This is a genomic window from Polaromonas sp. (assembly GCF_039932935.1).
Lineage (GTDB): Bacteria > Pseudomonadota > Gammaproteobacteria > Burkholderiales > Burkholderiaceae_C > Polaromonas.
Window position 1 is genome coordinate 68,945 of record NZ_JBDTPB010000050.1, and the last position, 25,414, is coordinate 94,358.

Sequence of the window (25,414 nt, forward strand, 5' to 3'; positions counted from 1 at the left end):
AATTTGCAATCCAGCAAATACCTCCTTCCGCCGTCCTTGACCGCCAACAGGAGCCCTGCATTGTTGCCATCCGTGTCCGATCGCGTGCATTCCGAAGCACCCAGCCCCTCGGCCGTGCTGCTACGGTTGGAAGGTATTACCAAACGCTTCCCCGGAGTGCTGGCGCTGGACGGGGTGAGCTTTGAGGTGCTGCGCGGAGAGGTTCATGCGGTGTGCGGCGAAAACGGTGCCGGCAAATCCACCCTGATGAAGGTCGTCAGCGGGCAGTACCAGCCAGACGCGGGCGCCCTGCACTACCGCGGCGAGGTCTGCACCTTTCACTCCACCGCCGAGTCCGAGGCCGTGGGCATTGCCATCATTCACCAGGAGCTGAATCTGGTGCCCCACCTGTCGGTGGCCGAAAACATATTCCTGGCACGCGAACCGCGCAAGGGCTGGCTGATCGACCGCGCTGCGCTGCGCCGCAATGCCCAGCAGTGCCTGGACCGGCTGGGCCTGGACATCGCGCCGGATGTGCTGGTCAAGACCCTGTCGGTGGCGCAGCAGCAGATGGTGGAGATTGCCAAGGCCCTGTCGCTCGACGCACAGGTGCTCATCATGGACGAGCCCACCTCGTCGCTGACCGAATCGGAAACCGAAAAGCTCTTCGCCATCATCCACGAGCTCAAGCGCGCGGGCGTGGGCATTGTCTACATCTCGCACCGGCTCGATGAGTTGGCCCAGATCGTGGACCGCGTCACTGTACTGCGCGACGGACGCTATGTGAGTACCGACCGCTTTGTCGACACCAGCGTGGAGCAGATCGTGGCCAAAATGGTGGGGCGATCGCTGGACGATGTGTTCCCCAAGCGCAACTCGGCGCCCACACCGGAAGTGTTGCTGCGCGCGCAGGGGCTGACACGCCAAGGCGTGTTCCACGACGTGAGCTTCGAGCTGCGGCGTGGCGAGATTCTGGGTTTTGCCGGCCTCATGGGCGCAGGCCGCACCGAGGTGGCGCGCGCCATCTTTGGTGCCGACCCGCTGGACGCCGGCGAAGTGCTGCTGGGCGAACAACGGCTTGTCATCCGCTCGCCACGCGATGCGGTGCGCCACGGCCTGGCCTACCTGTCGGAAGACCGCAAACACGACGGCCTGGCGCTGAAGATGACGGTGGCGCAGAACATTACGCTGGCCAATATGGACGCGGTGTCCAACCGTGCCGGTATGATCCGCTTCGACCAGGAGCAGGCCGCCGCCGCCCGCTACATCGAGGCTCTGGGCATCCGCACCCCCAGCAGCAGCCAGATCGTGCGCCTGCTCTCGGGTGGCAACCAGCAAAAGCTGGTGATCAGCAAATGGCTGTTCCGCGAATCGCGCATTTTGTTTTTCGACGAGCCCACGCGCGGCATTGACGTGGGTGCCAAGTACGCGATTTACCAACTGCTGGACCAGCTCGCGGACCAGGGCATCGGCGTCGTGATGATCAGCTCGGAGCTGCCCGAAATCATGGGCATGACCGACCGCGTGGCGGTATTCCACGAAGGGAGCCTGGTCACCACGCTTACCACCCGCGAGACCAGCCAGGAGGAAGTCATGCACTACGCCTCGGGCCGCAGCATTCCATCCAATCCTGAGTTCTCTCCCCGCACCGACCTATGACTGAACAACAAAAAGACCTGCTCCAGAAATTTACCGCGCTGGCCAGCCTGCTGGGCCTGATCGTGATTTTCTCGTTCACTAGCAACGCCTTCTTCAGCGTGGGCAACGGCATGACCGTGGCGTTGCAGGTCACTTCCATCGCCTACCTGGGCATTGCGGCCACTTGCGTGATCATCACCGGCGGCATTGACCTGTCGGTGGGCGCCATCCTGGCGTTGGCGGGGGTGGTTGCCGCCATGGCCGTGAAGGCCGGCGCACCCGTGCCGCTGGCCATGCTGGCAGGCTTGCTGGTGGGTGCGGGCTGCGGCCTCATCAACGGACTGTGCGTGACGGTGCTGAAGCTGCCGCCCTTTATTGCCACGCTGGGCATGATGCTGGTCGCCCGCGGCGTGGCGCTGCAGATCACCGATGCCAAGGCCATTGGCGGCCTGGGCGACAGCTTTGCCGAGCTGGGTAACGGCTCGCTGTGGCGCGTGGTGAAGATGGGGGCGGACGGTTTCCCGGACGTGGTGTTCGTCGGCATTCCCTACCCCGTGCTGCTGATGATCGTGCTCGCGGTGGCCGTGTCCATCCTGCTCAATCGTGCCACGCTGGGCCGCCATCTGTATGCGGTGGGCTCCAACCTGGAGGCCGCACGCCTCTCGGGCGTGAACGTGCAGCGCGTCACACTGTTTGCCTATGTGTTCTCGGGCCTGCTGGCCGGCCTGACAGGTTGCGTGCTGATGTCGCGCCTGGTCACCGCGCAGCCCAGCGAAGGCCTGATGTACGAACTCGACGCCATTGCGGCCGCCGTCATCGGCGGGACCTCGCTCACCGGTGGTGTGGGCACGATCTCCGGCACCGTGATTGGTGCCTTTGTGATCGGCATCCTGCGCAACGGTTTGAACATGGCCGGCGTCTCCGCCTTCACCCAACAAATTCTGATTGGCCTGGTCATCCTGCTCGCGGTATGGATAGACCAGATGCGCCATCGCAAGTGATCCCTACCGGCAGGGCTTACCGGGACATTCACAACAACCCATCGACAAAGAGGAATGACATGAAACAACTGCTGAGTACCCTGATTGCGTCGGCCCTGGTGGCCGCATCGTCCCTGGCCATGGCGGCTGACAAGGAAATTGCAGTGATCGTGAAGACGACCAACTCCGACTTCTGGCAAAACGTGAAGAAAGGCTCGAACGACGCCGCTGGCAAGTCCAAAGGCTATACCGCGACCTTCCAGGGCGCGGCATCTGACACCGACCTGGCCGGCCAGGTGGCGCTGGTGGAAAACGCCGTGAATCGCAAGGTGGCCGGCATTGTGTTGGCCCCGTCCGACCCCGACGCGCTGATCCCCGCCATGAAGAAAGCCTGGGAAGCCAAGATTCCCGTGGTGCTGATTGACTCCGCCGCCTCCGACGCCGGCAAAGCCTACTACCAGTCCTTCCTGGCAACCGACAACAAGGTCGCGGGAGAAATGTCGGCCAAGACCCTGATCGAAAAAATCGGCACCACCGGCAAGATCGCCGTGATGTCCTATACCGCCGGTTCGGGCTCTGAAATCGGACGTGTGGGTGGTTTCATCGACTATGTGAAGGCGCACTCCAAGCTGCAGATCGTCGGCCCCTTCTATTCCAACTCGCAAATGGGTACAGCACTGAACCAGACCACCGACGTGCTGGCTGCCAACCCTGATCTGAAGGGCATCTTCGGCGCCAACGAACCCACCGCCATCGGCATGGGCCGTGCGCTGTCGCAAGCAGGCAAGTCCGGCAAGGTCGTGGCTATCGGTTTTGACGGCAACGCTGATCTGCAAGGCTTTGTGAAGGACGGCACGATTGAAGCGATTGCCGTGCAAAGCGCCTACGAGATGGGCAACCTGGGCGTGAAGACCGTGGTGGAACTGGTGGAGGGCAAGAAGGTTCCCCGCTTCCGTGACACCGGTGTGTTGATGGTGAACAAGAAAAACATCGACAGCCCCGCTGCCAAGAACGTTCTCTACTAAATCCCCCTTCTCCTGAAGCACCCCTCCGGCGCCACGCCGGAGGATGGCCTTATGCACACCACGGATCTCAAAAAATCTCCCGCGTTGACATGCAACTCACGGCCCTGGCTGCAGCAGCCCCTTCCCGCCGCCCTGTGGCAAACCCTGCGCACACGCGGGCTGCCGCACCCGGACGCGCCGGTCCCCGCCTGAGGCTGCCATGCTGATCGACGCCCATCAACACTTCTGGCGCCTGGCCGACCGCGTGGGCCACTGGCCACCGCCCGCGCTGGTGCCCATCCACCGGGACTTTGACCACGCCGACCTGGAGCCGCTGCTGGCGCAATGCGGTGTCACCGGCACAGTGCTGGTGCAGTCGCTGCCTACGGTGGCCGACACCCTGCAACTGCTTCAACTGGCCACCCAGCACCCCGTGGTGAAGGGCGTGGTGGGCTGGGTGGATTTGCTGGCGACGGACGCACCCGCGCAGATTACGGCGCTGGCCCACCACCGAAAGCTCAAGGGCCTGCGCCCCATGCTGCAGGACCTGCCCGACACTTACTGGATTGCCCAGGCCGCGCTCACCCCCGCCATCACCGCCATGCAGGCGCACGGCCTGGTGTTTGACGCGCTGGTGCTGCCCCAACACCTGGGCGCCCTGCTGGCCTTTGCGCAGCGGCATCCCGATCTTTCCATCGTCATCGACCACGCGGCCAAGCCGGAAATCGCGCTGGGTCGGCTGGATCCCTGGCGCCAGGACATGGCGGCCCTGGCCGCCCTGCCCCAGGTGCAATGCAAGCTATCGGCTCTGCTGACCGAAGCCGGCGTACACGCCCGGGCCTCGGCGCTGGAGCCCTACGTCGCGCACCTGTTTGCCACCTTTGGCGCAGAGCGCCTGATCTGGGGCAGCGACTGGCCGGTACTGAACCTGGCCGCCGGATACGCCGACTGGTTGGCCATGGCACAGGCGCTGTGCAAGGGCCAGCCCGGCATGGATGACACACGCATCGACGCCATTTTTGGCGGCAACGCGCGGCGCATTTACCGCCTTGACTAGAACGCATCGGGAGATTGTCATGCAACGAATGGGCTGGGTCATCGGCATAGACCCTCAACACATCGCCGAGTACATGCGTCTGCATGCGGCCGTCTGGCCCGCCGTGCTGCAACGCATCCACCAATCACAGATGCGCAACTACAGCACCTTCCTGCGCGAACCCGAAAACCTGCTGTTTGGCTACTGGGAGTACCACGGCCAGAACTTCGACGCAGACATGGCCGCCATCGCTGCTGATCCGCAAACCCAGCGCTGGTGGTCCCTGTGCGGCCCCTGCCAGCGCCCTCTGGAATCCCGCAGCCCGGGGGAGCACTGGGCAGCCATGAAATCCATATTCCACACCGATTAACCCTACTCCCCAAGGAACACTATGTTGACAGTTATTTGCGAAACCCCCGGCGTACTGCGGGCACAGGAGAACCCCCGCCCCACGCGCCAGGCCAACGAGGTGCTGATACGCGTGCGGCGTGTGGGCGTGTGCGGCACGGACCTGCACATTTTCACCGGCAATCAGCCCTACCTGGCCTACCCGCGCGTCATGGGTCATGAGATCTCCGGTACCGTGGAAGAAGCGCCAGAGGGCAGCAAGCTTACCGCTGGTGACCCGGTGTTTGTCATGCCCTACCTGTCCTGCGGCGACTGCATTGCCTGCCGCCAGGGTAAGACCAATTGCTGCGTCAACATCCAGGTGCTGGGCGTGCACCGCGACGGCGCCTTTACCGAGTACCTGTGTGTGCCTGCGGCCTTTGTGCACAAGGCCGAGGGCGTGAGCCTGGACCAGGCCGCCATGGTGGAGTTCCTGTCCATCGGCGCCCATGCGGTGCGCCGCGCCGAGGTAAAGCCCGGCCAGCGCGTGCTGGTGGTGGGCACGGGGCCCATTGGCATGGCAGCCCTGTTGTTTGCGGGCCTGCGTGGCGCGCAGGTGACGGCACTGGACACACGCACCGAACGCGTGGAATTTTGCACACGGCACCTGGGTGCACACGCGGGCGTGCTCATCGGCCCCAAGGACGTGGAGGAACTGAGCGCCCTGACGCAGGGTGAGTTCTATGACGTGGTGTTTGACGCCACCGGCAATGCGCGTGCCATGGAGCGCGGCTTTCAGTTCATCGCCCATGGAGGCAAGTACGTCATGGTGTCAGTGGTGCGGGACAACATCACCTTCTCGGACCCCGAGTTCCACAAGCGCGAGACCACGCTGCTAGGCAGCCGCAATGCCACCATGGAAGACTTCGAGACCGTGCTGACTGCCATGCGTGCTGGCAAGATCCCCACGGATGCGCTCAACACCCACCGCATTCCACTGGCCGAAGTGCCCGCCAGCTTCGAGACCCTGCTGGACCCCACGCAGGGCGTGGTCAAGGCACTCATCGAATGCTGAAGTGGGGGCGCGTGTGAGCCATTCCATTCTGCAGTTCGGCACGGGCCGGTTTTTGCAGGCGCATGTGGATCTGTTTGTGTCCGACGCGCTACGCCAGGGCCAGGCGCTGGGCCGCATAACCGTAGTGCAAAGCACGGGCAGCCCGCAGAGCAGCGCGCGCGCTGCCGTACTGGCACATGGCTACCGGGTGGAGGTGCGCGGCATGCAGCAAGGCCGGCCCCTGCAGACCACGGTGGAGGTGAATTCCATTGAAACGGTATGGCACGCAGACCGCGACTGGGCACTGCTGTGCGATGCCATGGCGAACGGTGTGCAAGTCATAGTCTCCAACACCGCGGACGCGGGCTATGTGCTGGACGCGGCCGACACCTCCACGCTGCTGCACGCGCCCCAGGCCACACCACGCAGCTACCCCGCCAAGCTGCTGGTGCTGCTGCACCACCGCTGGCAGCGCCGGCCCGAGGCACCGCTGACGCTGTACCCCTGCGAGCTGGTGAGCCGCAATGGCGAGACGCTGCGCGCCATCGTGCGTGATCTGGCGCTGGACTGGGGCGCCCCGCCCGCCTTCATCCATTACCTGCAAACGCATTGCGTGTGGGTGAACTCCCTGGTGGACCGCATCGTTTCATCTCCGCTGCAGCCCGCAGGTGCTGTAGCCGAGCCGTATGCACTGTGGGCGCTGGAACAACAAGACCGCATGGTGCTGCCCTGCAACCACCCGGCCATCGTGCTGACTGACGACCTTGCCATCTTTGAACAACGAAAGCTCTGGCTGCTGAATCTGGGCCACACCTTTCTAGCCGAGCGCTGGCAGCTGCTGGGCGGCCCGGCCGACATGACGGTGATGCAGGCCATGCACACGTCGGCACTGCGCAACCCGCTGGAAACCGTGTGGGCGGACGAGGTGCTGCCGGTGCTGGACGCCGAGGGGCGCGGCGCCGCAGCCCGCCTCTACCTGGAAGAGCTGCGCGACCGGTTGCTCAACCCGTTTCTGGAACACCGCCTGGCCGACATCGCCAAGAACCACGGCGAGAAAAAGCAACGGCGCCTGGCGCCGGTGGTACAGCGCGCTGAGGAACTGGTGTTGCCTCTTGCGCAGCTGCAACTACGCAGTGCATTGTCTAGAAAATAGGATGTTGAATTCCGTCGTCCGCCCCCTCCAGCGCAACAAAAAGAGCACTGACTGGCGGCAAACTGGCAATGAAGCGTTTCGGCGGCACCGGCAGAATCCGAAAACCACCTAAGCCATTGTCAACGTTAAAGAAAATGGTAGGGCGTGAGTGACTTGAACACTCGACCAAAGGATTATGAGTCCTCTGCTCTAACCAACTGAGCTAACGCCCCACACAAGAGGGGGATTGTAATGGTCTCGGAGACCCTACTTGCTGTGGCTGAGGGCCGTGCTGACCAGTTTGGAGGTGATATCGACAATCTGGATCATTTTTTCATAGGGCATGCGCATGGGGCCAATGACGCCCAGCGTGCCCACCACCTGGCCGTCTACCTCGTAGGGTGCGGTCACCACCGAGAGCTCCTGGTAGGGAATGACCTGGCTTTCGCCGCCTATGTAGATGCGTACGCCCTCGGCGCGGCTGGACACGTCGAGCAAACGCATCAACTGCGCTTTTTGCTCGAAAAGGTCGAAGAGCTTGCGCAGATTGCCCATGTCGCCGGAAAAATCGCTGACGGCCAGCAGGTTGCGCTCACCGGAGATCACGACCTCATCGCGCGATTCGATGGCTTCGGAGCTGACCTTGACGGCGGCCTGCATCAGCGTGGCGATTTCGCCGCGCAGCGCCTCGACCTCGTTTTTCAGGCGCTCACGCACTTCCTCGATGGCCATGCCGGCATAGTGCGAGTTGAGAAAATTAGCGGCCTCCACCAGCTGCGACTGGGTGTAGTCGGCCTCGGTGAAGATGACCCGGTTTTGCACATCGCCGTCCGGCGAGACAATGATCACCAGAAAACGTTTTTCGGACAGGCGCAGGAACTCGATGTGGCGAAACACCGAAGTCCGGCGTGGCGCCATGACGACACCCACAAATTGCGAAAGGCTCGACAGCATGTGCGCCGCATTGCTGAGCACTTTTTGGGGTTGATCGGGCGCCAGGCGAGGCGTGCCCATGTGACCTGATGCCGACAACGTGTCACGTTGCGTGGTCAGCATGGTGTCGACAAAGAGCCGGTACCCCCGCGCTGTGGGGATGCGGCCGGCCGAGGTGTGCGGGCTGACAATCAGGCCGAGCTCCTCCAGATCACTCATTACATTGCGTATGGTGGCTGGAGACAACTCGAGACCTGAGGCCTTTGAGAGCGTGCGTGAACCTACCGGCTGCCCATCGGCAATGTAGCGTTCAACGAGTGCTTTCAGCAGCAACCGGGCACGATCATCAAGCATGGAGCCATTCTACGAAGCTTCGGTCGCTGTGTTGTGATGTAATTTGCCGATGAAGTCGCAATTTCGCCATGTCGCACTGATCGGCAAGTACCACGCACAGGGTTCCCGGTCCGCCCTGGAGGAAATTGCTCACTTTTTGGGCACTCAAGGCTGCGAGGTCGCGATCGAGGCAGACACCGCAAGCAACACCGGCTTGACCCAATTCCCGACCCTGGACGCAGCCGGCATTGGCGCCCAGTGTGATCTTGCACTGGTTGTCGGTGGCGACGGCACCATGCTTGGCATTGGCCGATTGCTGGCCCAGTTCGGCATTCCTCTCGTAGGCATTAACCAGGGTCGGCTTGGATTCATCACCGACATCGCTTTTGAGGACTACCAAAACACGCTGATCCCCATGCTACGGGGTGAATACGAAGAGGATCGCCGCTGGATGATGCAGGCCAAAGTCGTGCGTGACGGCCGGTGCGTTTTCAGCGCCACCGCCATGAATGACGTCGTCGTCAACCGCGGAGCAACGGCCGGCATGGTGGAGCTGCGCGTGGAAGTGGATGGGCGCTTTGTGGCCAACCAGCGCGCTGACGGCCTCATCATCGCTTCGCCGACCGGTTCCACAGCTTATGCGCTTTCAGCGGGCGGCCCCTTGTTGCACCCCTCCATCGCCGGTTGGGTACTCGCGCCGATTGCACCGCATACCTTGTCCAACAGGCCGATCGTGTTGTCGGACTCCGGCGAAATCACCATCGAAATCGTTTCTGGCCGCGACGCCAGTGCCAACTTCGACATGCAGTCGTTGGCCAGCCTGTTGCACGGGGACCGCATTTCCGTTCGGCGCTCCGAACATCAAATGCGTTTCCTGCACCCGAAAGGCTGGAGCTATTTCGACACGCTGCGGAAAAAACTGCACTGGAATGAAGGCGTGGCCTGATCGGGCGGAATACAAGTTATGAGCCTTAAAACCATATCACTTCGCGACTTTGTCATCGTCCACGAGCTTGAACTGGACCTGGCCGAAGGTTTCTCGGTGCTTACCGGTGAAACCGGGGCCGGCAAATCCATTCTGATCGACGCATTGCAGCTCGCGCTGGGTGCCAGAGCCGATGCCGGAGTGGTTCGCGAAGGCGCCGCCCGGTGTGAAATCAGTGCGGAGTTTGACAGCACCGCCGGCCTGGCGTCCTGGCTTGAACAGGCCGGTTTCGGCAGCAGCGACACCTTGCTGCTGCGGCGCACCGTAGATGCGCAGGGCAAGAGCAGGGCCTGGATCAATGGCAGCGCAGCGACAGCCACTCAACTCAAGGACATCGCAGACCGGCTGGTGGACATTCATGGCCAGCATGCGTGGCAAAGTTTGACCCGGCCCGACGCCGTGCGCGGCCTGCTGGATTCCTATGCGGACGTGTCTACCGCGCAATTGTCCCGGCTGTGGCAGCAGTGGCGGCTTGCCCAGAAAACGCTGAATGATGCACGCGAGGCACAAGACAGTCTGCAGCGCGAACGCGAGCGGCTGGCATGGCAAATCGGTGAGCTGGACAAACTGGCTCCGGGACCTGGCGAATGGGATGAACTGAATTCGCAGCATGGGCGACTGTCAAACGCACAGGCACTCCGCGATGCCGTGCAGTCGGCCGTGAACGCGTTGCAGGAGTCCGACGAAAACGCTACAGCCTTGCTCGGACGCGCCATCACCTCGCTGCAAGACCAGCAACACATCGAGCCCGAGTTTCAGGGAATCCTCGAGGTGCTAAATGGCGCGATGGCCCAGATGGAAGATGCGGTGCACTCGCTCAACGGCTACGCCAGGCATGCCGAGCTCGAGCCCCAGCGGCTCGCTGAACTCGACGAGCGCCTGTCGCTGTGGGTCAGTCTGGCTCGGCGCTACAAGCGCACGCCGGCCGAACTGCCTGAGTTGCTGGCCTCCTGGCGGGCAGAACTGCATAAGCTTGACGAAGCCGCTGATCTGGTTCAGCTCGAGAAAAGCGAAGGCCAGGCCAAATCAGCCTACCTGGACGAAGCTGGTCAAGTATCGAAGGCTCGCAGCAAGGCGGCCCCCAAACTCGCCAAAGCCATCACACAGGCCATGCAAGGCCTGGGCATGCAGGGCGGAAAATTCGACGTGGCGCTTTCCAGGCTCGACCAACCGGCGCAGCACGGGTTGGAGCAAGCCGAATTCCTGGTGGCAGGCCATAGCGGAAGCACGCCGCGTCCCGTGGGCAAGGTCGCTTCGGGCGGCGAGTTGTCGCGCATCGCCTTGGCCATTGCCGTCACCACCAGCCAGTTGGGCCAGGCGCAGACTCTTATATTTGACGAAGTGGATTCAGGCGTGGGTGGTGCTGTGGCCGAAACCGTCGGGCGCTTGATGAAGCAGCTGGGCAAGGATCGGCAAGTCATGGCAGTCACCCATCTGCCCCAGGTGGCGGCCTGCGCCGACCAACACCTGCTGGTGGCCAAGCGCGCCGAAAACGGCACCACTATCAGCACCGTAGACCATGTAAACGGCGAGCAGCGTGTGGCTGAGATTGCCCGCATGCTGGGCGGTGAACGGCTTTCGGGCACGACGCTGGCGCATGCCAAGGAAATGCTGGGACAGTGATGGCTACGCTGGAAATGGTTCTTATCACCGGCATGTCGGGCTCCGGAAAGTCGGTTGCTCTTCATGCGCTCGAAGACGCAGGTTATTACTGCGTGGACAACTTGCCGCCTGAGTTGCTGACGCCCTTCGTAGCGCTTGAGCAGCAGCATGGCGCCCAGAAAGTCGCCATTGCCATGGATGTGCGAAGCGCCGTCTCGTTACCCCTGGTCCCACAGCAGCTGCGCCAGTTGCGTGCGTCAGGGGTCACGGTGCAGTCCCTTTTCCTGGATGCCAATACCGAGACACTGGTGCGCCGCTTCTCCGAAACGCGCAGGCTTCATCCGCTGTCACGTATCGATGCGTCCGATCAGCACCGGGCGTTGGTAGATGCCATAGAACTGGAGCGCGAGCTGCTAGGTGAAATGCGCGAGCAGGCCCACGTGCTCGACACCAGCATGATCCGCTCATCGCAGTTGCAAGGCTACGTGAAGTCGCTGATCTCCGCTCCCAGCACCCAGCTCACGCTGGTGTTCGAATCTTTCGCCTTCAAGCGGGGCGTACCGCTGGACGCTGACTATGTGTTTGACGTGCGCATGCTCCCCAACCCACACTATGAGTCAGGACTGCGCCACCTGACCGGGCGCGATGAGCCCGTGGCAAGTTATTTGAAGGCACACCCGGAAGTCGCCGACATGTTTCGCCATATTGAACAATTTCTCAGCCACTGGCTGCATGCCTTGGTGCGCGACCACCGCAGTTATGTGACAGTGGCCATTGGCTGCACGGGTGGCCAGCATCGTTCGGTCTACCTGGTCGAAGAGTTGGCCGCCGCATTTGGCCAGCAGTGGCGAACGCTGAAGCGGCACCGCGAGCTGGACGCCGCTTGAACTCAATGAAGCCAGTCAGGCTTCATCAGCACCGCGAATAAAGCCTAAGCGTCCTGCTCCAGCAGTTTACGTATCGGCGCAGGCAGGCCCAATGCAGACCATTCAGCGGGGCCGAACCAGGCACCCGGCCGCTCGGGCGAAACCACAGCTTTCGGCATGGATTGCTCCGCGCGAAAGCCCGCGATCCACGGCGACAGGTGCAAATCCTTGTGGGTCAATACGTGCACAAAAGCCGGTAAAGGGTCCAGCCTTTCCCGCAAAGAAGGCGGCAAATCCGCAGTCAGCGCGTCATCGCTCTCAAACACTGGCAGGCAATAAAGTCCACCCCAGATCCCCTTGCTGGACCGCTTTTCCAGCCAGACCGAACCATCAGGCTTTCGCGCCCACAACAAGCTCAGCGCTTGTGCGGTGCGTTTGAGCTTTCTTGTCTTGACCGGATAGGTGCATGGATTTCCCTCTGCAAAACCGCGGCACAGCTTTTGCACCGGGCATAACAAGCATTGCGGCTGGCGGCCGGCGCAGATCGTGGCGCCAAGGTCCATCAAACCCTGGGTGTAGCGCGGCATGGTGTCGGGCAGATCCTGGTCGGGCAACAACGCCACAGCTTGGGCCCACAGCGCCCGTTCATTGGCGCTTTGCGCCAGGTCAGCGGAAAAACCCAGCACCCGCGTCAGCACCCGCTTGACATTGCCGTCCAGAATGGCCACGCGTTCACCAAAACAAAACGAGGCGATGGCTGCGGCCGTCGATCGACCTATGCCGGGCAAGGTCTGAAGCTGCTCAGCCGTGCCAGGAAACCGCCCGCCGTGCAGTGCCATCACGTCCTGGGCGCACTTGTGCAGATTGCGTGCACGACTGTAATAGCCCAACCCGCTCCATAACCCCAGCACCTCGTCTTCGCTGGCTGCTGCGAGTTCCTTTACTGTCGGGAAGCGTTGAAGGAAGCGTGCGTAGTAGTCCAGAACCGTCGCGACCTGGGTCTGCTGAAGCATGATTTCAGACAGCCACACGCGGTAAGGATCACGCGTGTTTTGCCAGGGCAGGCTATTACGCCCGTGCGACGCTTGCCAGCGCACGATTTCCCCGGAAAACGCCTGCAGCGACCTGGAAGGCTTTTCTTTCACAGCCAGTGCCCCTTCGGCAGAGCCCCGCAAACGGGCGACCGCATCAACGTTCAGGCAGCCTCAGGCACGGCGGAATCTTCCGCGGCAGTGGCGCCATCAGGTGCTTTGGGCGCTGGCGCACTCATCAGGTGAGATGTCAGCTCCGTGAGCTTGTTATCCAGCTCATCAAGCACGCGTTCCTGGATATCAATTTCAGCGATTCGCTCATCGAGGCCGGACGCTGCCTGCTGGATGCGTTCGATGGCTTCAAGCCTGCGGCCAAAATTGCGGCGTCTTTCGCGCAGCTGCGCATCCAGCTGCGATGCGGCGGACTTGTTCCAGAGTTCGACCTCGCCAAGGGCTGATTCGTAGACCACCCGTAGCCGTGTGGCCAGGGCACGAACCAGCCGCTCGGAAAACTCCGGCTGGGAAAGTTTCAGGACATTGCTAACGCCGAGGTATTGCAGATGGCTGCGTTCGATCTGTTCCAGGTCGCGTTCGTAACGGACGAACTCCGGCTCTTTGGGCGCCTGCAATGAAAAACTGAATTCTGCATTTAGCTGTCGAAAGGAAGCGGTCAACATGGACTGGATTTCGCTGCTCATGACCTGCGACTTTTGCAATCCCTCACGCAGGCGAGAAAAAGTCTGGCCATAGGCCTTTTTGACGCCAAGCTTGATGCCCGGCTGCTTGAGTGCATGGGTCAGCTCCGCCAGTTCGGCCTTGAGTGTCGGGGTGCTGAGCAGGTTAAACACTTCCCGCAGCAATTTAAGGTGCACCGAGCGCACGGCGTGAATCTTTGAGCCGCTGGTGTCGAACTCGGCTTGCTCCTGCTCGATACGGCTGCGCATGTGCTTGATGACCGAAACATTTTTGCCGCGCAGTCCGCGCAACTCGATCATCTGCTCGGCCAGATCGCGCCGGCGGATGTGCATGGCTCGCCCCGCTTCGGTCCGGAGTTCGCTGATACCGCCGCCCACCGCGGTGCGCAGGATTTTCTGGCGCTGTCCCATCACGCCCTGTGCCAATGCCAGTTCCAGCGTTGGCAAGTGGCTGGCTTCCAGCAAGGCCTTGTCGCGCGTCACCTTGGCAACCAGCCCCTTTTGGGCCGAGACGGGGATGACCTGGCTCTCCGGCAGGCCCAGGATTTCGGCTGAGGTTGCCCGCTGCCTGTCGATCTGCGCCTTGACCTGCTCCGGCGTGCTTAAAGCATCCCAGAGGGTGTCGATCTTGTTCAGCACCACCAGGCGTGCGTCGGAGCCTTCGCCTTCGGTGATCAGGTGCTCACGCCAGATTGCCAGATCGGACTTCGTGACGCCGGTGTCGGCCGCCAGAATGAACACCACGGCATGGGCCTGCGGGATCAGGCTCACGGTCAGCTCGGGCTCGGCACCGATGGCATTGAGGCCGGGCGTGTCCAGGATAACCAGTCCCTGCTTGAGCAGCGGATGCGCAATGTTGATGAGGGCATGGCGCCATTTGGGCACCTCGACCAGTCCGTCAGACCTGGCCAGCGGATTGTCTTCGGGGCTGGTGTCATGCCAGAAGCCGAGCGCACGGGCTTCGTCCTTGGTGACATGCCGGACTTCGGCGACTTTTTCCAGCGCCTGGGCGAGCTGCGCCGGGTCATTCACGTCGAGGTCGACCCGCGTCCATTTTTCGGGCACTGCGCGCCATTCCATGAGGGCCTGCTTCTGCAGGCGCGTCTCGATGGGCAGGAGGCGCAGGCATGGCGGTACATCTGCGTCATAGCCCAGTTCGGTCGGGCACATGGTGGTGCGGCCAGCGCTTGCCGGCATGATGCGGCGGCCATAGCCGGCAAAAAAGATCGCGTTGATCAGCTCGGACTTGCCGCGCGAGAATTCCGCCACAAAGGCCACCATGACTTTGTCGGAACGTACCTGCGACTCGAGCCGCTGCAAGCGTTCCTCGACCGCGGCGTCCAGCAGGTCATGGTCTTTCATCCACTCTGCAAGCAGCTTCAGGCGCAAGGCAAACTCGCGCCGCCACGTGCCGTGCTGGTCAAATTGTTCGTTAAAAGACATCGGTCTTCCGTAAAGTGTGTCGGTCAATATAGCATCGCCAACCCGAAAGAACCATTGGCGCGTCTACGGAATCAAGGTTTCTGGCAATTCGCACAGTAAAAAGTGGATCGCTGCCCCTGGCGGATGGTTTTCACGGGGGTGGCGCAGACCCGGCATGGCAACCCCGCGCGGTCGTAAACCATGGCTTCGAGCTGGAAATAGCCCGACTCCCCCTGCGCGTTGGAAAAATCCCTCAAGGTACTGCCACCCTTTGTAACCGCCTGCGCCAATACCTGGCGAATCGCCCCGTGTAGCAGGGCCGCGCGTGGTTTACTCACTCGGCTCGCGAGGGTGGTGGGCCGGATCCCCGCCAGGAATAGGGCTTCAGACGCATAAATATTGCCTACACCCACCACGGCCTCACCGCCCAGCAGCACCTGCTTGATCGCGGTTTGCCGCAGTTTCAGCGCCTGGTGGAAGCTTGCCGCATCAAAAGCATCGCTCAGCGGCTCGACGCCCAACCGGCCCAGCAGTTTCTGGGCCACCGGGTCGTTTTCATGGCTGGCATACACCACCGCACCAAATCGGCGCGGGTCATTCAAACGCAAGGTGCCAAGGCTGGTGACCATCTCGAAGTGGTCGTGTTTGCCGGGCGGGGCAAGGCCGTTACCAAAGCTGACACTGCCCGACATTCCGAGGTGAATCATCAACAAACCGCTGCTCAGGTCCACCAAAAGGTATTTTCCGCGGCGACGGACCGCCAGCACCTTCAGGTCGACCAGCCGGTTCGGCAGGCAGCCCAGCGGCCAACGTAAGGGCTTGCCCATCTGTACATGTTCAATGCTGGCGCCGGCAATTCGGTCCGCAAAGCTCAGGCGGGTGACTTCAACTTCTGGCAGTTCAGGCATAGGTTTACAGATAAGGGCGCTGGCGTTTTGCGCAAGAAGACAGCCGAGGCCGCGCCACAACGGACACATATGTCAGGGACTGCGGGTAAAGCGGCAGCGCGGCCCTGGGGCTTCAATTATCATGGTTCGATGAAGAAAAAAATTGGCCTTGCCATCAGCGGCCTCTGTCTCGCTGCTCCCCTGGTCCTGGCACAGACCACCGAGCCACTGCTGGCCGCGCCTTCGACGCTCGTTGAGGCCAAAGCCGCGCAGGAAGCCACACCGTCCTCCTCTCTGGACGGGGCGCTTTTCTACCAGCTGTTGGTGGGAGAAATGACACTGCAGGAAGGAGAGCCTGCGGCGGGCTTTGCCCTCATGCTGGACGCTGCCCGCAAGACCGGCGATGCGCAGCTTTACCAACGTGCCACAGACATCGCCCTGCAGTCCCGCTCCGGGGATGCAGCATTGCAGGCAGCCCGCGCCTGGAAGGCCGAACAACCCGCCTCGCGCGAAGCCAACCGCTATGTCCTGCAGATCCTGGTGGCACTCAACCAGATTTCCGGCACAGTCGATCCCCTCCAGAGCGAAGTCCGGCTGGCGCCAGAGGAGGAACGCGCCTCGGTACTGACCGCAATACCCCGGATTTATGCCCGCGTACCCGACAAAAAACTCGCCAGCACGGTGGTGGAAGATGCGCTGGCGGTCTACCTGAACACTCCGGCGACGGCCAGTCCTGCCTGGACCACCGTGGGGCGCATGCGCCTGGCTGCCGGTGACAGCAACGGCGCGCTGGCGGCCGCCAAACGCGCACAGGCGGCGAGCCCATTTTCCGAGGGCCCGGCCCTTGTCGCGCTCGAATTGATGGACCCCAAACAGCCCGAGGCTGAAACCCTGGTTCGCAAGTACTTTGACGGCAACGCCAAAGCCTTGCCCGAAGTCCGAATGGCCTATGCGCGCGCGTTGCTGGATGCCCAGCGCTACGCTGAAGCTGCCGCGCAGCTGCAGGTGGTCACGCGCGAAAAGCCTGAGCTTCCGGAGGGGTGGTTGGTGCTGGGTTCCCTGCAGCTCCAGGACAACCAGCTGGCGCAGGCACAGACCTCGCTGGAACGCTACGTCGCCCTGGCACAGCGGCAAACCGCTGAAGGCGAACGCAACCGCGGCCTGGCCCAGGCCTACCTTTCCCTCTCGCAGCTGGCAGAAAAACGCAAAGACTACGCAGCGGCGGAAAGCTGGCTCGCCAAGATTGAAAGCTCTGCCGACCTGACGCAGGCACAAACCCGGCGCGCCTCCATTCTGGCCAGCCAGGGCAAGCTCGAAGAAGGCCGCCAACTGATCCGCAAGTTGCCCGAACGCAATGCCGCAGATGCGAGGCTGAAACTGAACGCTGAAGTGGGCCTGCTGCGCGACTTCAAGCAATACCAGTTGGCCCATGACCTGCTGGCACAGGCACTGGCGAAAACCCCCGACGAAACCGAGCTCCTGTACGACCAGGCCATGATGGCGGAAAAGCTTGGTGCCATGGACGAAATGGAGCGTCTGCTGCGGCGCGTCATCCAGCTCAAGCCCGACTACCACCATGCCTATAACGCTTTGGGCTATTCATTCGCGGATCGCAGCGTGCGCCTGCCGGAGGCGCGCGACCTGATCCGCAAGGCGCTTGAGTACGCCCCGTCCGACCCCTTCATCAAGGACAGCCTGGGATGGGTCGAGTTCCGCATGGGCAACAACACCGAAGCCATCCAGATCTTTGAAGCCGCTTACAAGGCCAAGCCTGATGCTGAAATTGCAGCGCACTTCGGCGAGGTACTCTGGAGCGCGGGTCAACGCGAGCGCGCGGTGGCCATCTGGAAAGAAGGCCGCCTGCTGAACCCCGAGAACGAAACCCTGCTCGAAACGCTGAAGCGCCTGCGCGTGAAACTGTGACAAGCATGCTGATTCTGCCGCTGGCCCTGCGCCAGCACTTGGCCAGGCTGCGCCTGGCGCGTCTGGGCCTCATTCTCACGTGCATTTTTGCTCCTTTTTTGATAGCTGGTTGCGCACAGCCATCAAGGGCTACAGGCATAAATGACATGCAAACTGGCCTGCGGACCGGCCGCATCAGCCTGCAGGTTCAAAGCGAGCCCGTGCAGTCTTTTTCGGCCAGCTTTGAACTCAAAGGCACCCCAGAGCGAGGCGAACTTTCGCTGATCAGCCCCCTGGGCAGCGTGCTGGGCGTGCTTCGCTGGTCACCCGGTGAAGCGGTACTGGATTCAGGCGGCGGCAAGGTCCAGCGGTTTTCGTCGGTGGACGAGCTGATGGCCCAGGCCACAGGCGCGGCCGTTCCGGTCACCGCGCTGTTTGCCTGGCTGCAGGGTGATAACGCCAGCGTCAGCGGCTGGACGGCAGATCTCTCGCGTTACGCCGAAGGCCGCATCACGGCCAGGCGGGTACAGCCTGCGCCACCAGCCGACCTGCGCGTGGTGCTGGACCAATAAAAACCAGGGGCTCGTCCGGATCGCCGGCCCTCATGTACAACCCTCTTCCTTTCTAACGCCTTTTGCGCCACGGGCGCCTCAGCCATGACGACGCATCCTGCCCCCGCTTCGAACGCCGCGCAGCCGCTCAAGGCCCTGTATGACGTGTCGGCGCCCGCCAAACTGAATCTCTTCCTGCACATTACCGGGCGCCGGCCTGATGGTTTTCATCTGCTGCAATCGGTGTTCATGCTCATCGACTGGTGCGACACGCTGCACTTCGAGCTGCGCGCCGATGGCCGGATCACCCGGGAAGATCTCTGCGAAGGCGATACCCGCAGCAGTGGTGAATCCGAGATGTTGCCCGCCGAGGACCTTTGCGTGCGCGCCGCCCGGGCGCTGCAGGCAGCCTGCGGCACACCGTTGGGCGTTCACATCGGCCTGAAAAAAAGCATTCCCGCGCAAGCCGGCATGGGCGGAGGGTCGTCCGACGCGGCCAGTTGCCTGCTGGCATTGCAGCGGCTTTGGGGCGTACGCCTGCCCGCCTCCACCCTGCAGGCCCTTGCGTTGTCGCTGGGGGCCGATGTGCCCTTTTTCTTGTCTGGCGGCCACGCCTGGGTAGAAGGCGTCGGTGAAAAAATCACGCCCCTGGCCTTGCCGCCAGCACGTTTTGTGGTGGTCAAGCCCCCCGCCGGGGTCTCAACACCGGGAATTTTCAGCGCGCCCGGGCTCAAACGCGACACAGAAACTGCTACAATCCAAGGCTTTGCTGCAAATGCTGAAGGCCCTTTGAGATCGGTTGATTTCGGATTCGGCCGCAACGACTTGCAGCCGGTAGCGCAGGAGATGTGTCCGCAAATTGGCCAATCGCTCGATTGGCTGAAAACGAAACATCTTCAAGGGCGCATGACCGGCTCCGGAAGTGCTGTATTTGCGCAATTGCCGCATGGCACGGATTTGACGGATCTTTCAGGCTTGCCTGATGGCTGGAAAGTTCGAACATGCAGCAATTTGGAGGCGCATCCTCTGGCCGGTTGGTAAAATAGCCGCTCTTTGAAATGCGTTTTCAAGCGACCTAAATGAAAAAGTTTATAGGTCTGTTGTTGGCAACAACAACTGTCCTGTGTAGGGGTGTCGCCAAGCTGGTTAAGGCACCGGATTTTGATTCCGGCATTCGCAGGTTCGAATCCTTCCACCCCTGCCAAATTTCACGCCGAGGGCTCTAGCCCCGGCGTTGCGGACCCGCCCGGCGCGGGCCCGTGTGACTCCTGACAGACCCGTGTGATGTGTATCAGCGGGTCTGTGTGTTTTTGGAAACACGGCAAGCAAGCGGCGCTCACTGCCAAGCCCCCGTTGCAACGTGTTGTCCCTGTGCGTATTTTGCTTCGATAAAAATTTCAGCCACGTCAAGTCCTTGCAGCTGGGCCCCACATGCAAACGCACCATCCCGATTTCATGGTTTTCACCGGCAATGCCAATCCGAGCATGGCCTCCGAGATCGCCCAGCACCTGGGCATTTCACTGGGTGCAGCCCATGTCGGCCGCTTTTCGGATGGCGAAGTCACCGTCGAGATCCAGCAGAACGTCCGGGCGCGTGATGTGTTTGTGGTGCAGTCAACCTGCGCACCGACCAACGACAACCTGATGGAACTGCTCATCATGGTCGATGCGCTGAAACGGGCTTCGGCCGAGCGCATCGCCGCGGTGATCCCGTATTTCGGCTATGCCCGGCAAGACCGCCGCCCGCGTTCGGCGCGGGTGCCGATCACGGCCAAGGTGGTGGCCAACATGCTGCAGGCCGTGGGCGTGTCGCGTGTTTTGACGATGGATCTGCATGCCGACCAGATTCAGGGCTTTTTTGACATTCCGGTCGACAACATTTATGCGTCGCCGGTGCTGCTGGGTGATTTGCGCCAGAAGAATTACGCCGACCTGATGGTCGTGTCGCCCGATGTGGGCGGCGTGGTGCGTGCCCGGGCGCTGGCCAAGCAGCTGGGCTGCGACATGGCCATCATCGACAAACGCCGCCCCAAAGCGAACGTGTCGGAAGTGATGCACGTGATCGGCGACATCGAAGGCCGCAACTGCGTGATCATGGACGACATGATCGACACGGCAGGAACGCTGGTGAAGGCGGCTGAAGTGCTGAAAGAGCGCGGCGCCAAGAAAGTTTACGCATATTGCACCCACCCGATTTTTTCGGGCCCGGCCATTGACCGCATTGCCCAGGGCGATGCACTCGATGAGGTGGTGATTACCAACACCATTCCGTTGAGCCCCAATGCCGTGGGTTGCACAAAAATTCGCCAGCTCTCCGTGGCGCCGCTGATCGCTGAAACCATTCAGCGCATCGCCAAGGGAGAGTCGGTCATGAGTTTGTTTTCGGACCAGGACAACCTGTTCTGATCTGAAACAAAAAGGGTGCTGCCCTCGTTTCGTGGTGTCCGCCACGAGGCAAAAGCAGCCATTCAAGGCAACAGCCTTAAACCAGAACGAGACTGGTCGCGGTCCGTTCTTTATTGGAGTTAATTATGAAATTCGTCGCTTTTGAGCGCGCAAAGCAGGGCACGGGTGCGAGCCGCCGTCTCCGCATCACCGGCCGTACGCCCGGTATTGTTTATGGTGGTACCGGCCAACCCTTGTTGATCGAACTCGATCACAACGCGTTGTTTCACGCCATCAAGAAAGAAGCTTTCCATGCTTCCATCCTCGAGATGGAACTGGCCGGCAAAGAACACAAGGTTCTGCTGCGCGACCTGCAAATGCACCCGTACAAACAGCAGATCCTGCACATCGACTTCCAGCGCGTGGAAGCCAAGACCAAGATGACCGTGAAAGTGCCTGTGCACTACAGCGGTGAAGAAGAGTCGCCGGCCGTCAAGACCGAAAACTGCCTGGTCAACCACGTGATCACCGAGCTGACCGTTTCGTGCTTCCCGTCCGACATCCCCGAATTCATCGCCGTCGACCTGACTGGCCTGAAAAAGGGCTCGCCGCTGCACATCAAGGACATCACGCTGCCAAAGGGTGTGAAGTTTGTCGCCAAGGGCCAGGAAAATCCTGTGCTGGTGTCCGTGTCCGCCGTGTCCGAAGAAGCCGAGGCCGATGCCGCAGCAGCTGCAGCAGCAGCCGCACCGGTGGATCCGAAAGCCGCTAAAGCCGCCGCCGCCAAGGAAGCCAAAGCCGGTGCCAAGGCCGACGCTGCCAAGCCTGCCGCCAAGAAGTAATTCACTTCCCGCGCAGGCCTGAAAAGGCTCACGGCCCTTGTCCTCCTGCAGGACAAGGGCCGTTTTTCTTGGTGGGCCCATACCGGCCCCGAACCGCGGGCCTGCAAAAGCCCAAGACCCCGCGCCCCCCTAGAATTGGGCGATGGAAATTTCCAAATGATCAAACTTTTTGTTGGCCTGGGCAATCCCGGCCCCGAATACGAAGCCACACGCCACAACGCCGGCTTCTGGTGGATTGACGCCCTATCGCGCGAACTCAAGGCCCCGCTGAGCCTGGACAAGAGCTACCACGGCCAGGTGGCCCGCCTCACGGTGAACGGCCAGAACGTCTGGCTGCTCAAGCCGCTGACCTTCATGAACGTGTCGGGCAAGTCCGTGGCCGCCTTGGCGCGCTTTTTCAAGGTGGCACCGGAAGAGGTGCTGGTGGCGCACGATGAAATGGACATCGTGCCCGGTCAGGTCAAGCTCAAGTTCAGCGGCAGCCACGCCGGGCACAACGGTCTGCGCGACATCCACGCGCAATTGGGCACGCCCGATTACTGGCGGCTGCGCATCGGCGTGGGCCATCCGGGCGTCAAGGCCGAGGTCATCAACTGGGTGCTGAAAAAGCCGTCGCAAGAACACCGCGTGGCGATTGAAGATTGCATCACGCGCTGTATCAAGGCTGTGCCGGAACTGCTCAAGGGTGAAATGGAAAAAGCCACGATGATGATTCACACCAGCACGCCGCCGCGGCCCAAACCGCCGCGCAAGGTGGATACCGAAGACTGACATCCAGCCACTCCGGGCACAGCGCGCGCAAGACGCAGCGCTATTATTTTTATAGCAGCTTGCGCCCGTCCCTGTTGGCCTGCGAACCCGTTTGACTATCAATTTTGGCTATCGGGACCGCGCCAGGCCCGAAAAACCACATCCCCGATGGGATCAATTCACCGGGCCGTGACGACCGGGATGATGGCTTGCAGCCGCTGGTATTTTTCCCACAGTGTTTCCCGCGTTTCGATGTACTGCGGGTTCAGCGGAATGCAGGCCACCGGGCAGACCTGCACGCACTGCGGCTCATCGAAATGGCCCACGCATTCGGTGCATTTGTGCGGGTCGATTTCGTAGATTTCCTTGCCCAGGTAGATTGCCTGGTTGGGGCATTCAGGCTCGCAGACGTCGCAGTTGATGCATTCGTCGGTGATCATCAGGGCCATGTCAGCTCCCCTTGACCGTCTTGGCGGCGTGATGCGCCGCCGCCAGGGCAGCCGCCACGGCCGGGCTCACCATCTGGCCGACGTCGCCGCCCAGCTTGCTGATTTCGCGCACCAGCGTGCTGCTGATGCATTGCACCGGCGCATCGGGCAGCAGGAACACGGTTTCCACCTCAGGGCGTAGCTTGCGATTCATGGCCGCCATCTGCGCTTCGTAGTCAAAGTCGGTGATATTGCGGATGCCGCGCACCACGGCCGAGGCCCTTTGCGCGGCGCAAAAATCCATGATCAGGCCGTCAAACGGTAGCACCGTGACGCCGGCGATGCCATGGGTGGCGACTTGCACCTGTGCCACACGCGCTTCCAGCGAAAACAGCGTTTTCTTGTGGTGAGCGGTAGCTACCGCTATGACGACCTGATCAAAGAGCGCCCCGGCACGGCGCACCACGTCGTCGTGGCCCAGCGTGAACGGGTCAAACGTGCCGGAATAAACAGCGATGCGCGGGGTGGCCATAGAGGGAATTATGCCCGCCCTGACCTTTTTGCCGTCGTGGGTGCCGCTGTACCCACGAGGCAGGCAAGGCTGGCGAAGGCCAGAGGCTCTTCAGTCCGCCAAGGTGCCCAGCCCGGCCAGCAAATGAAAATGCACGGCGCCGGCCTTGCCACTGCGGTGCACCTGCAGGCCCAGCGGCGCCAATTCTTCGTCGCTCCAAGGCTTGGGGGCTTCCAGGTAGACCACGCCGGTCGGGCCGATGGCCTGGGCCGCGGCTTTGAGGGTGGACTCAAACAGGGTCGACTCAAACGGCGGGTCCAGCAGCACCAGCTGCAGGCTGCCGGGCGCAACGCGCTTCAGGGCGCTCAGCCCGTCGCCCCGCTCGATGCGGCACATGTCGGCCTTGAGTTTGGCCTGCACGGTCTTGAGCTGCAGCGCCAGCGATGGGTCCTGCTCGCACAGCAGCACGTCGGCGGCGCCGCGTGAGGCGGCCTCAAAGCCCAGCGCGCCGGTGCCGGCAAACACGTCGATGCAGCGCCAGCCCGTCAGGTCCTGGCCGAGCCAGTTGAAAAGGGTTTCGCGGACGCGGTCAGGCGTAGGCCGCAGGCCCGGCTTGTTGGGCACCGGCAGCTTGGTGCGTTTGTACAAGCCGCCGATGATGCGGATTTCACCTGGCGGTACGGTCTTGCGACCAACCACCTTGCCGCTTTTGGCTCGCGGTTTTGGGGTGGCAGCCGGATTGGGGGTGGGAGCAGGTGTGTACTTCATGGTGCGGCGCCAAGGATAACCGTAACCATTTTTTCAGGCTGGAGCTTGCGCGCAAAAGCCGCCTTGATGTCTGCCACCGTGACTTTGTCGACCTGCTGCGTCCAGGTGTCCAGATAGTTGAGTGGCAGGTCGTTCCAGGCGATGCTCGATACGTTGTCAAGGAGCTTGCGGTTGCTGTCAATGCGCAGGGCAAAGCCGCCGACCAGGTTGTCTTTCGCCGCTTTGAGCTCGGTCTCAAGCGGACCATTGGCGACAAAGTCAGCCACCACCTTGCGCACCAGGTCCACGGCCTGCGCAGCCTGGTCGGGCCGGGTCTGCATGCTGATGGTGAAGGCGCCCGCATGCAAGGCGGGTGAGAAATAACTCGACACGCCATACGTCAGGCCGCGCTTTTCACGCACTTCGTTTGCCAGGCGCGACACGAAACCGCCGCCCCCCAGGATGTAATTGCCCACCGTCAGGGCAAAGTAGTCCGGGTCCGCGCGTTTGTAGCCCGGCTGGCCGATCAGTACCTGCGCCTGCGCGGAGGCAAAGGGGATGCGCTTTTCAACCGGCCCTGTCAGCGGCTCCACCTCGGCAACGGCTGGCAGCGGCGGCAGGCTGGCGCAAGCGACCTGCGGCAGGCGCGCCAGCAATTTCGCGGCGATGGCATCGGCCTGCGCGCGCGTCACCGCGCCCACCATGCTGATGCGCGCACGGCAAGCCGTCACACCGGTGGCGTGCGCGGCGCGCATGTCACCCACACTGATACGCGCCAGGCTTTCTTCCGTGACTTCATAGCCGTAGGGATGCGTGCCGTACACCGCCGGCGTGTAGGCGCGGCCGGCCACGCTGGCCGGGCGGGTGTAGGACTCGCGGATCGAGGCCTGCAGGCGCGCGCGTTCGCGTTGCCACACGGCTTCGGGAAAAGCCGGCTCGGCGATCTCGCGGGCGGCCAGCGCCGCGGCTTTGTCGAGCAGCGCCGGGTCGGTCAGGGTGCGCAGCGAAAAGCTCAGGCGGTCAGAGGTGGTGCCGGCGCCGAACTGCGCGCCCAGATCGGCCCAGGCTTCGCTGAGGGCGTTTTCGTCAAGCGCCGGGGCGCCATTTTTAGCAGCGACACCCTTCTCCAGCAAGCCGGCCATCATGCTGGCCAGCCCGGCCTTGTCGGCAGGATCGCGCCGGTTGCCGGCGTCCAGGTCGATCTGCACGTCCAGCATGGCAATTGCCGGGCTTTCAACCAGGTAGACCTTGGCGCCATTGGGCTGCGTCCAGTGCTGGATCGGCAGGGCGGCCAGCGCCAGCGAGTGAAAAAACAAGCCAAAAAGGCCTGCAGCCCCCGCCTTATGAGCGCAAGCAGCTATCGTTTTTATAGCAATCATGGGTACAACATCATT

Annotated in this window: 25 protein-coding genes and 2 tRNA genes; 18 read left to right on the forward strand and 9 right to left on the reverse strand. The window is 62.1% G+C overall.

Going from position 1 to position 25,414, the window contains the following annotated elements; genetic code table 11:
• The first annotated feature begins 60 nt into the window (after positions 1-60).
• Genes ABI546_RS09785 through ABI546_RS09820 form a run of 8 tightly spaced genes read left to right on the forward strand, consistent with a single transcriptional unit; the run spans position 61 to position 7,171 of the window.
• Complete coding sequence (locus ABI546_RS09785) at positions 61-1,638, forward strand: sugar ABC transporter ATP-binding protein (RefSeq protein ID WP_348046401.1); 1,578 nt, start codon at positions 61-63, stop codon at positions 1,636-1,638.
• Positions 1,635-2,618 (forward strand): ABC transporter permease, encoded by a 984-nt coding sequence (locus tag ABI546_RS09790; RefSeq protein WP_348046402.1) that lies wholly within the window; start codon positions 1,635-1,637, stop codon positions 2,616-2,618. The genes ABI546_RS09785 and ABI546_RS09790 overlap by 4 nt, the downstream gene beginning before the upstream one ends.
• A gap of 59 nt (positions 2,619-2,677) precedes the next feature.
• Entirely contained in the window at positions 2,678-3,622 is a 945-nt protein-coding gene (locus ABI546_RS09795; protein ID WP_348046403.1) for an ABC transporter substrate-binding protein, read from the forward strand.
• A 51-nt stretch (positions 3,623-3,673) separates the two neighbouring features.
• Positions 3,674-3,814, forward strand: coding sequence for a hypothetical protein (locus ABI546_RS09800; protein WP_348046404.1), 141 nt, complete (start codon positions 3,674-3,676; stop codon positions 3,812-3,814).
• A gap of 7 nt (positions 3,815-3,821) precedes the next feature.
• The gene (locus tag ABI546_RS09805; protein WP_348046405.1) at positions 3,822-4,658 is read left to right on the forward strand and encodes an amidohydrolase family protein; all 837 of its coding nucleotides are present in this window, start codon (positions 3,822-3,824) and stop codon (positions 4,656-4,658) included.
• A 19-nt stretch (positions 4,659-4,677) separates the two neighbouring features.
• Positions 4,678-5,007 (forward strand): L-rhamnose mutarotase, encoded by a 330-nt coding sequence (locus tag ABI546_RS09810; protein ID WP_348046406.1) that lies wholly within the window; start codon positions 4,678-4,680, stop codon positions 5,005-5,007.
• A gap of 21 nt (positions 5,008-5,028) precedes the next feature.
• A complete protein-coding gene (locus ABI546_RS09815; protein ID WP_348046407.1) occupies positions 5,029-6,039 on the forward strand; it encodes a zinc-binding alcohol dehydrogenase family protein in 1,011 nt (336 codons plus the stop codon).
• Positions 6,040-6,052: 13 nt separating this feature from the next.
• The gene (locus tag ABI546_RS09820; RefSeq protein WP_348046408.1) at positions 6,053-7,171 is read left to right on the forward strand and encodes a mannitol dehydrogenase family protein; all 1,119 of its coding nucleotides are present in this window, start codon (positions 6,053-6,055) and stop codon (positions 7,169-7,171) included.
• Between the two features lie 135 nt (positions 7,172-7,306).
• On the opposite strand, the gene ABI546_RS09825 is transcribed toward ABI546_RS09820, so the two are convergent.
• Both ABI546_RS09825 and hrcA read right to left on the reverse strand, forming a co-directional pair.
• Positions 7,307-7,383: transfer RNA gene (locus ABI546_RS09825), tRNA-Ile, on the reverse strand.
• Between the two features lie 34 nt (positions 7,384-7,417).
• On the reverse strand, positions 7,418-8,437 hold the full coding sequence (hrcA, locus tag ABI546_RS09830) for a heat-inducible transcriptional repressor HrcA (RefSeq protein ID WP_348046409.1): 1,020 nt from the start codon (positions 8,435-8,437) through the stop codon (positions 7,418-7,420).
• 49 nt (positions 8,438-8,486) lie between these two features.
• On the opposite strand from hrcA, the gene ABI546_RS09835 reads away from it, so the two are divergent.
• The 3 genes from ABI546_RS09835 to rapZ are packed head-to-tail and all read left to right on the forward strand — an operon-like array spanning position 8,487 to position 11,890.
• Complete coding sequence (locus ABI546_RS09835; protein WP_348046410.1) at positions 8,487-9,362, forward strand: NAD kinase; 876 nt, start codon at positions 8,487-8,489, stop codon at positions 9,360-9,362.
• A gap of 18 nt (positions 9,363-9,380) precedes the next feature.
• Complete coding sequence (gene recN / locus ABI546_RS09840) at positions 9,381-11,024, forward strand: DNA repair protein RecN (RefSeq protein ID WP_348046411.1); 1,644 nt, start codon at positions 9,381-9,383, stop codon at positions 11,022-11,024.
• A complete protein-coding gene (rapZ, locus tag ABI546_RS09845; protein ID WP_348046412.1) occupies positions 11,024-11,890 on the forward strand; it encodes an RNase adapter RapZ in 867 nt (288 codons plus the stop codon). Before recN ends, rapZ begins: the two co-directional genes overlap by 1 nt.
• 44 nt (positions 11,891-11,934) lie before the next feature.
• Here rapZ and mutY read toward each other — a convergent pair whose 3' ends face one another.
• The 3 genes from mutY to mutM form a co-directional block, all read right to left on the reverse strand.
• The gene (gene mutY / locus ABI546_RS09850; protein WP_348046413.1) at positions 11,935-13,014 is read right to left on the reverse strand and encodes an A/G-specific adenine glycosylase; all 1,080 of its coding nucleotides are present in this window, start codon (positions 13,012-13,014) and stop codon (positions 11,935-11,937) included.
• Positions 13,015-13,064: 50 nt separating this feature from the next.
• Positions 13,065-15,038, reverse strand: a complete 1,974-nt coding sequence (locus ABI546_RS09855) for a dynamin family protein (RefSeq protein WP_348046414.1) — start codon at positions 15,036-15,038, stop codon at positions 13,065-13,067.
• A 71-nt stretch (positions 15,039-15,109) separates the two neighbouring features.
• Positions 15,110-15,925 carry a bifunctional DNA-formamidopyrimidine glycosylase/DNA-(apurinic or apyrimidinic site) lyase gene (gene mutM, locus ABI546_RS09860; protein WP_348046415.1) on the reverse strand — a complete coding sequence of 272 codons (816 nt, stop codon included), beginning with the start codon at positions 15,923-15,925 and terminating at the stop codon, positions 15,110-15,112.
• Between the two features lie 129 nt (positions 15,926-16,054).
• Between mutM and ABI546_RS09865 the strand changes: the two genes are divergently transcribed.
• From ABI546_RS09865 to pth, 7 genes are all read left to right on the forward strand, one after another.
• On the forward strand, positions 16,055-17,827 hold the full coding sequence (locus ABI546_RS09865) for a tetratricopeptide repeat protein (protein WP_348046416.1): 1,773 nt from the start codon (positions 16,055-16,057) through the stop codon (positions 17,825-17,827).
• 146 nt (positions 17,828-17,973) lie between these two features.
• The gene (locus ABI546_RS09870) at positions 17,974-18,378 is read left to right on the forward strand and encodes an outer membrane lipoprotein LolB (RefSeq protein WP_348046417.1); all 405 of its coding nucleotides are present in this window, start codon (positions 17,974-17,976) and stop codon (positions 18,376-18,378) included.
• An 84-nt stretch (positions 18,379-18,462) separates the two neighbouring features.
• Entirely contained in the window at positions 18,463-19,398 is a 936-nt protein-coding gene (ispE, locus tag ABI546_RS09875; protein WP_348046418.1) for a 4-(cytidine 5'-diphospho)-2-C-methyl-D-erythritol kinase, read from the forward strand.
• An 86-nt stretch (positions 19,399-19,484) separates the two neighbouring features.
• Positions 19,485-19,561: transfer RNA gene (locus ABI546_RS09880), tRNA-Gln, on the forward strand.
• 227 nt (positions 19,562-19,788) lie between these two features.
• On the forward strand, positions 19,789-20,763 hold the full coding sequence (locus tag ABI546_RS09885) for a ribose-phosphate pyrophosphokinase (protein WP_348046419.1): 975 nt from the start codon (positions 19,789-19,791) through the stop codon (positions 20,761-20,763).
• Between the two features lie 125 nt (positions 20,764-20,888).
• Positions 20,889-21,584, forward strand: coding sequence for a 50S ribosomal protein L25/general stress protein Ctc (locus tag ABI546_RS09890; RefSeq protein ID WP_348046420.1), 696 nt, complete (start codon positions 20,889-20,891; stop codon positions 21,582-21,584).
• Positions 21,585-21,740: 156 nt separating this feature from the next.
• The gene (gene pth, locus ABI546_RS09895) at positions 21,741-22,355 is read left to right on the forward strand and encodes an aminoacyl-tRNA hydrolase (RefSeq protein ID WP_348046421.1); all 615 of its coding nucleotides are present in this window, start codon (positions 21,741-21,743) and stop codon (positions 22,353-22,355) included.
• 158 nt (positions 22,356-22,513) lie between these two features.
• On the opposite strand, the gene ABI546_RS09900 is transcribed toward pth, so the two are convergent.
• The 4 genes from ABI546_RS09900 to ABI546_RS09915 form a co-directional block, all read right to left on the reverse strand.
• Positions 22,514-22,783 (reverse strand): YfhL family 4Fe-4S dicluster ferredoxin, encoded by a 270-nt coding sequence (locus ABI546_RS09900; protein WP_348046422.1) that lies wholly within the window; start codon positions 22,781-22,783, stop codon positions 22,514-22,516.
• A 1-nt stretch (position 22,784) separates the two neighbouring features.
• Positions 22,785-23,294 (reverse strand): pantetheine-phosphate adenylyltransferase, encoded by a 510-nt coding sequence (coaD, locus tag ABI546_RS09905; protein ID WP_348046423.1) that lies wholly within the window; start codon positions 23,292-23,294, stop codon positions 22,785-22,787.
• A 90-nt stretch (positions 23,295-23,384) separates the two neighbouring features.
• Positions 23,385-24,041, reverse strand: a complete 657-nt coding sequence (gene rsmD / locus ABI546_RS09910) for a 16S rRNA (guanine(966)-N(2))-methyltransferase RsmD (RefSeq protein WP_348046424.1) — start codon at positions 24,039-24,041, stop codon at positions 23,385-23,387.
• On the reverse strand, positions 24,038-25,399 hold the full coding sequence (locus ABI546_RS09915) for a pitrilysin family protein (RefSeq protein ID WP_348046425.1): 1,362 nt from the start codon (positions 25,397-25,399) through the stop codon (positions 24,038-24,040). The genes rsmD and ABI546_RS09915 overlap by 4 nt, the downstream gene beginning before the upstream one ends.
• Between the last annotated feature and the right edge of the window lie 15 nt (positions 25,400-25,414).

What these genes read in the sequence shown, in the direction of transcription:
- ABI546_RS09855 (WP_348046414.1), bottom strand. Translation starts at nt 15,038, where the DNA reads ATGTCTTTTAACGAACAATTTGACCAGCACGGCACGTGGCGGCGCGAG.
- rapZ (WP_348046412.1), top strand. Translation starts at nt 11,024, where the DNA reads ATGGCTACGCTGGAAATGGTTCTTATCACCGGCATGTCGGGCTCCGGA.
- ABI546_RS09815 (WP_348046407.1), top strand. Translation starts at nt 5,029, where the DNA reads ATGTTGACAGTTATTTGCGAAACCCCCGGCGTACTGCGGGCACAGGAG.
- ABI546_RS09870 (WP_348046417.1), top strand. Translation starts at nt 17,974, where the DNA reads ATGCAAACTGGCCTGCGGACCGGCCGCATCAGCCTGCAGGTTCAAAGC.
- ABI546_RS09865 (WP_348046416.1), top strand. Translation starts at nt 16,055, where the DNA reads ATGAAGAAAAAAATTGGCCTTGCCATCAGCGGCCTCTGTCTCGCTGCT.
- coaD (WP_348046423.1), bottom strand. Translation starts at nt 23,294, where the DNA reads ATGGCCACCCCGCGCATCGCTGTTTATTCCGGCACGTTTGACCCGTTC.
- ABI546_RS09810 (WP_348046406.1), top strand. Translation starts at nt 4,678, where the DNA reads ATGCAACGAATGGGCTGGGTCATCGGCATAGACCCTCAACACATCGCC.
- ABI546_RS09835 (WP_348046410.1), top strand. Translation starts at nt 8,487, where the DNA reads ATGAAGTCGCAATTTCGCCATGTCGCACTGATCGGCAAGTACCACGCA.
- mutM (WP_348046415.1), bottom strand. Translation starts at nt 15,925, where the DNA reads ATGCCTGAACTGCCAGAAGTTGAAGTCACCCGCCTGAGCTTTGCGGAC.
- ABI546_RS09790 (WP_348046402.1), top strand. Translation starts at nt 1,635, where the DNA reads ATGACTGAACAACAAAAAGACCTGCTCCAGAAATTTACCGCGCTGGCC.
- hrcA (WP_348046409.1), bottom strand. Translation starts at nt 8,437, where the DNA reads ATGCTTGATGATCGTGCCCGGTTGCTGCTGAAAGCACTCGTTGAACGC.
- recN (WP_348046411.1), top strand. Translation starts at nt 9,381, where the DNA reads ATGAGCCTTAAAACCATATCACTTCGCGACTTTGTCATCGTCCACGAG.
- rsmD (WP_348046424.1), bottom strand. Translation starts at nt 24,041, where the DNA reads ATGAAGTACACACCTGCTCCCACCCCCAATCCGGCTGCCACCCCAAAA.
- ABI546_RS09915 (WP_348046425.1), bottom strand. Translation starts at nt 25,399, where the DNA reads ATGATTGCTATAAAAACGATAGCTGCTTGCGCTCATAAGGCGGGGGCT.
- ABI546_RS09885 (WP_348046419.1), top strand. Translation starts at nt 19,789, where the DNA reads ATGCAAACGCACCATCCCGATTTCATGGTTTTCACCGGCAATGCCAAT.
- ABI546_RS09805 (WP_348046405.1), top strand. Translation starts at nt 3,822, where the DNA reads ATGCTGATCGACGCCCATCAACACTTCTGGCGCCTGGCCGACCGCGTG.
- ABI546_RS09795 (WP_348046403.1), top strand. Translation starts at nt 2,678, where the DNA reads ATGAAACAACTGCTGAGTACCCTGATTGCGTCGGCCCTGGTGGCCGCA.
- ispE (WP_348046418.1), top strand. Translation starts at nt 18,463, where the DNA reads ATGACGACGCATCCTGCCCCCGCTTCGAACGCCGCGCAGCCGCTCAAG.
- ABI546_RS09890 (WP_348046420.1), top strand. Translation starts at nt 20,889, where the DNA reads ATGAAATTCGTCGCTTTTGAGCGCGCAAAGCAGGGCACGGGTGCGAGC.
- ABI546_RS09800 (WP_348046404.1), top strand. Translation starts at nt 3,674, where the DNA reads ATGCACACCACGGATCTCAAAAAATCTCCCGCGTTGACATGCAACTCA.
- pth (WP_348046421.1), top strand. Translation starts at nt 21,741, where the DNA reads ATGATCAAACTTTTTGTTGGCCTGGGCAATCCCGGCCCCGAATACGAA.
- ABI546_RS09900 (WP_348046422.1), bottom strand. Translation starts at nt 22,783, where the DNA reads ATGGCCCTGATGATCACCGACGAATGCATCAACTGCGACGTCTGCGAG.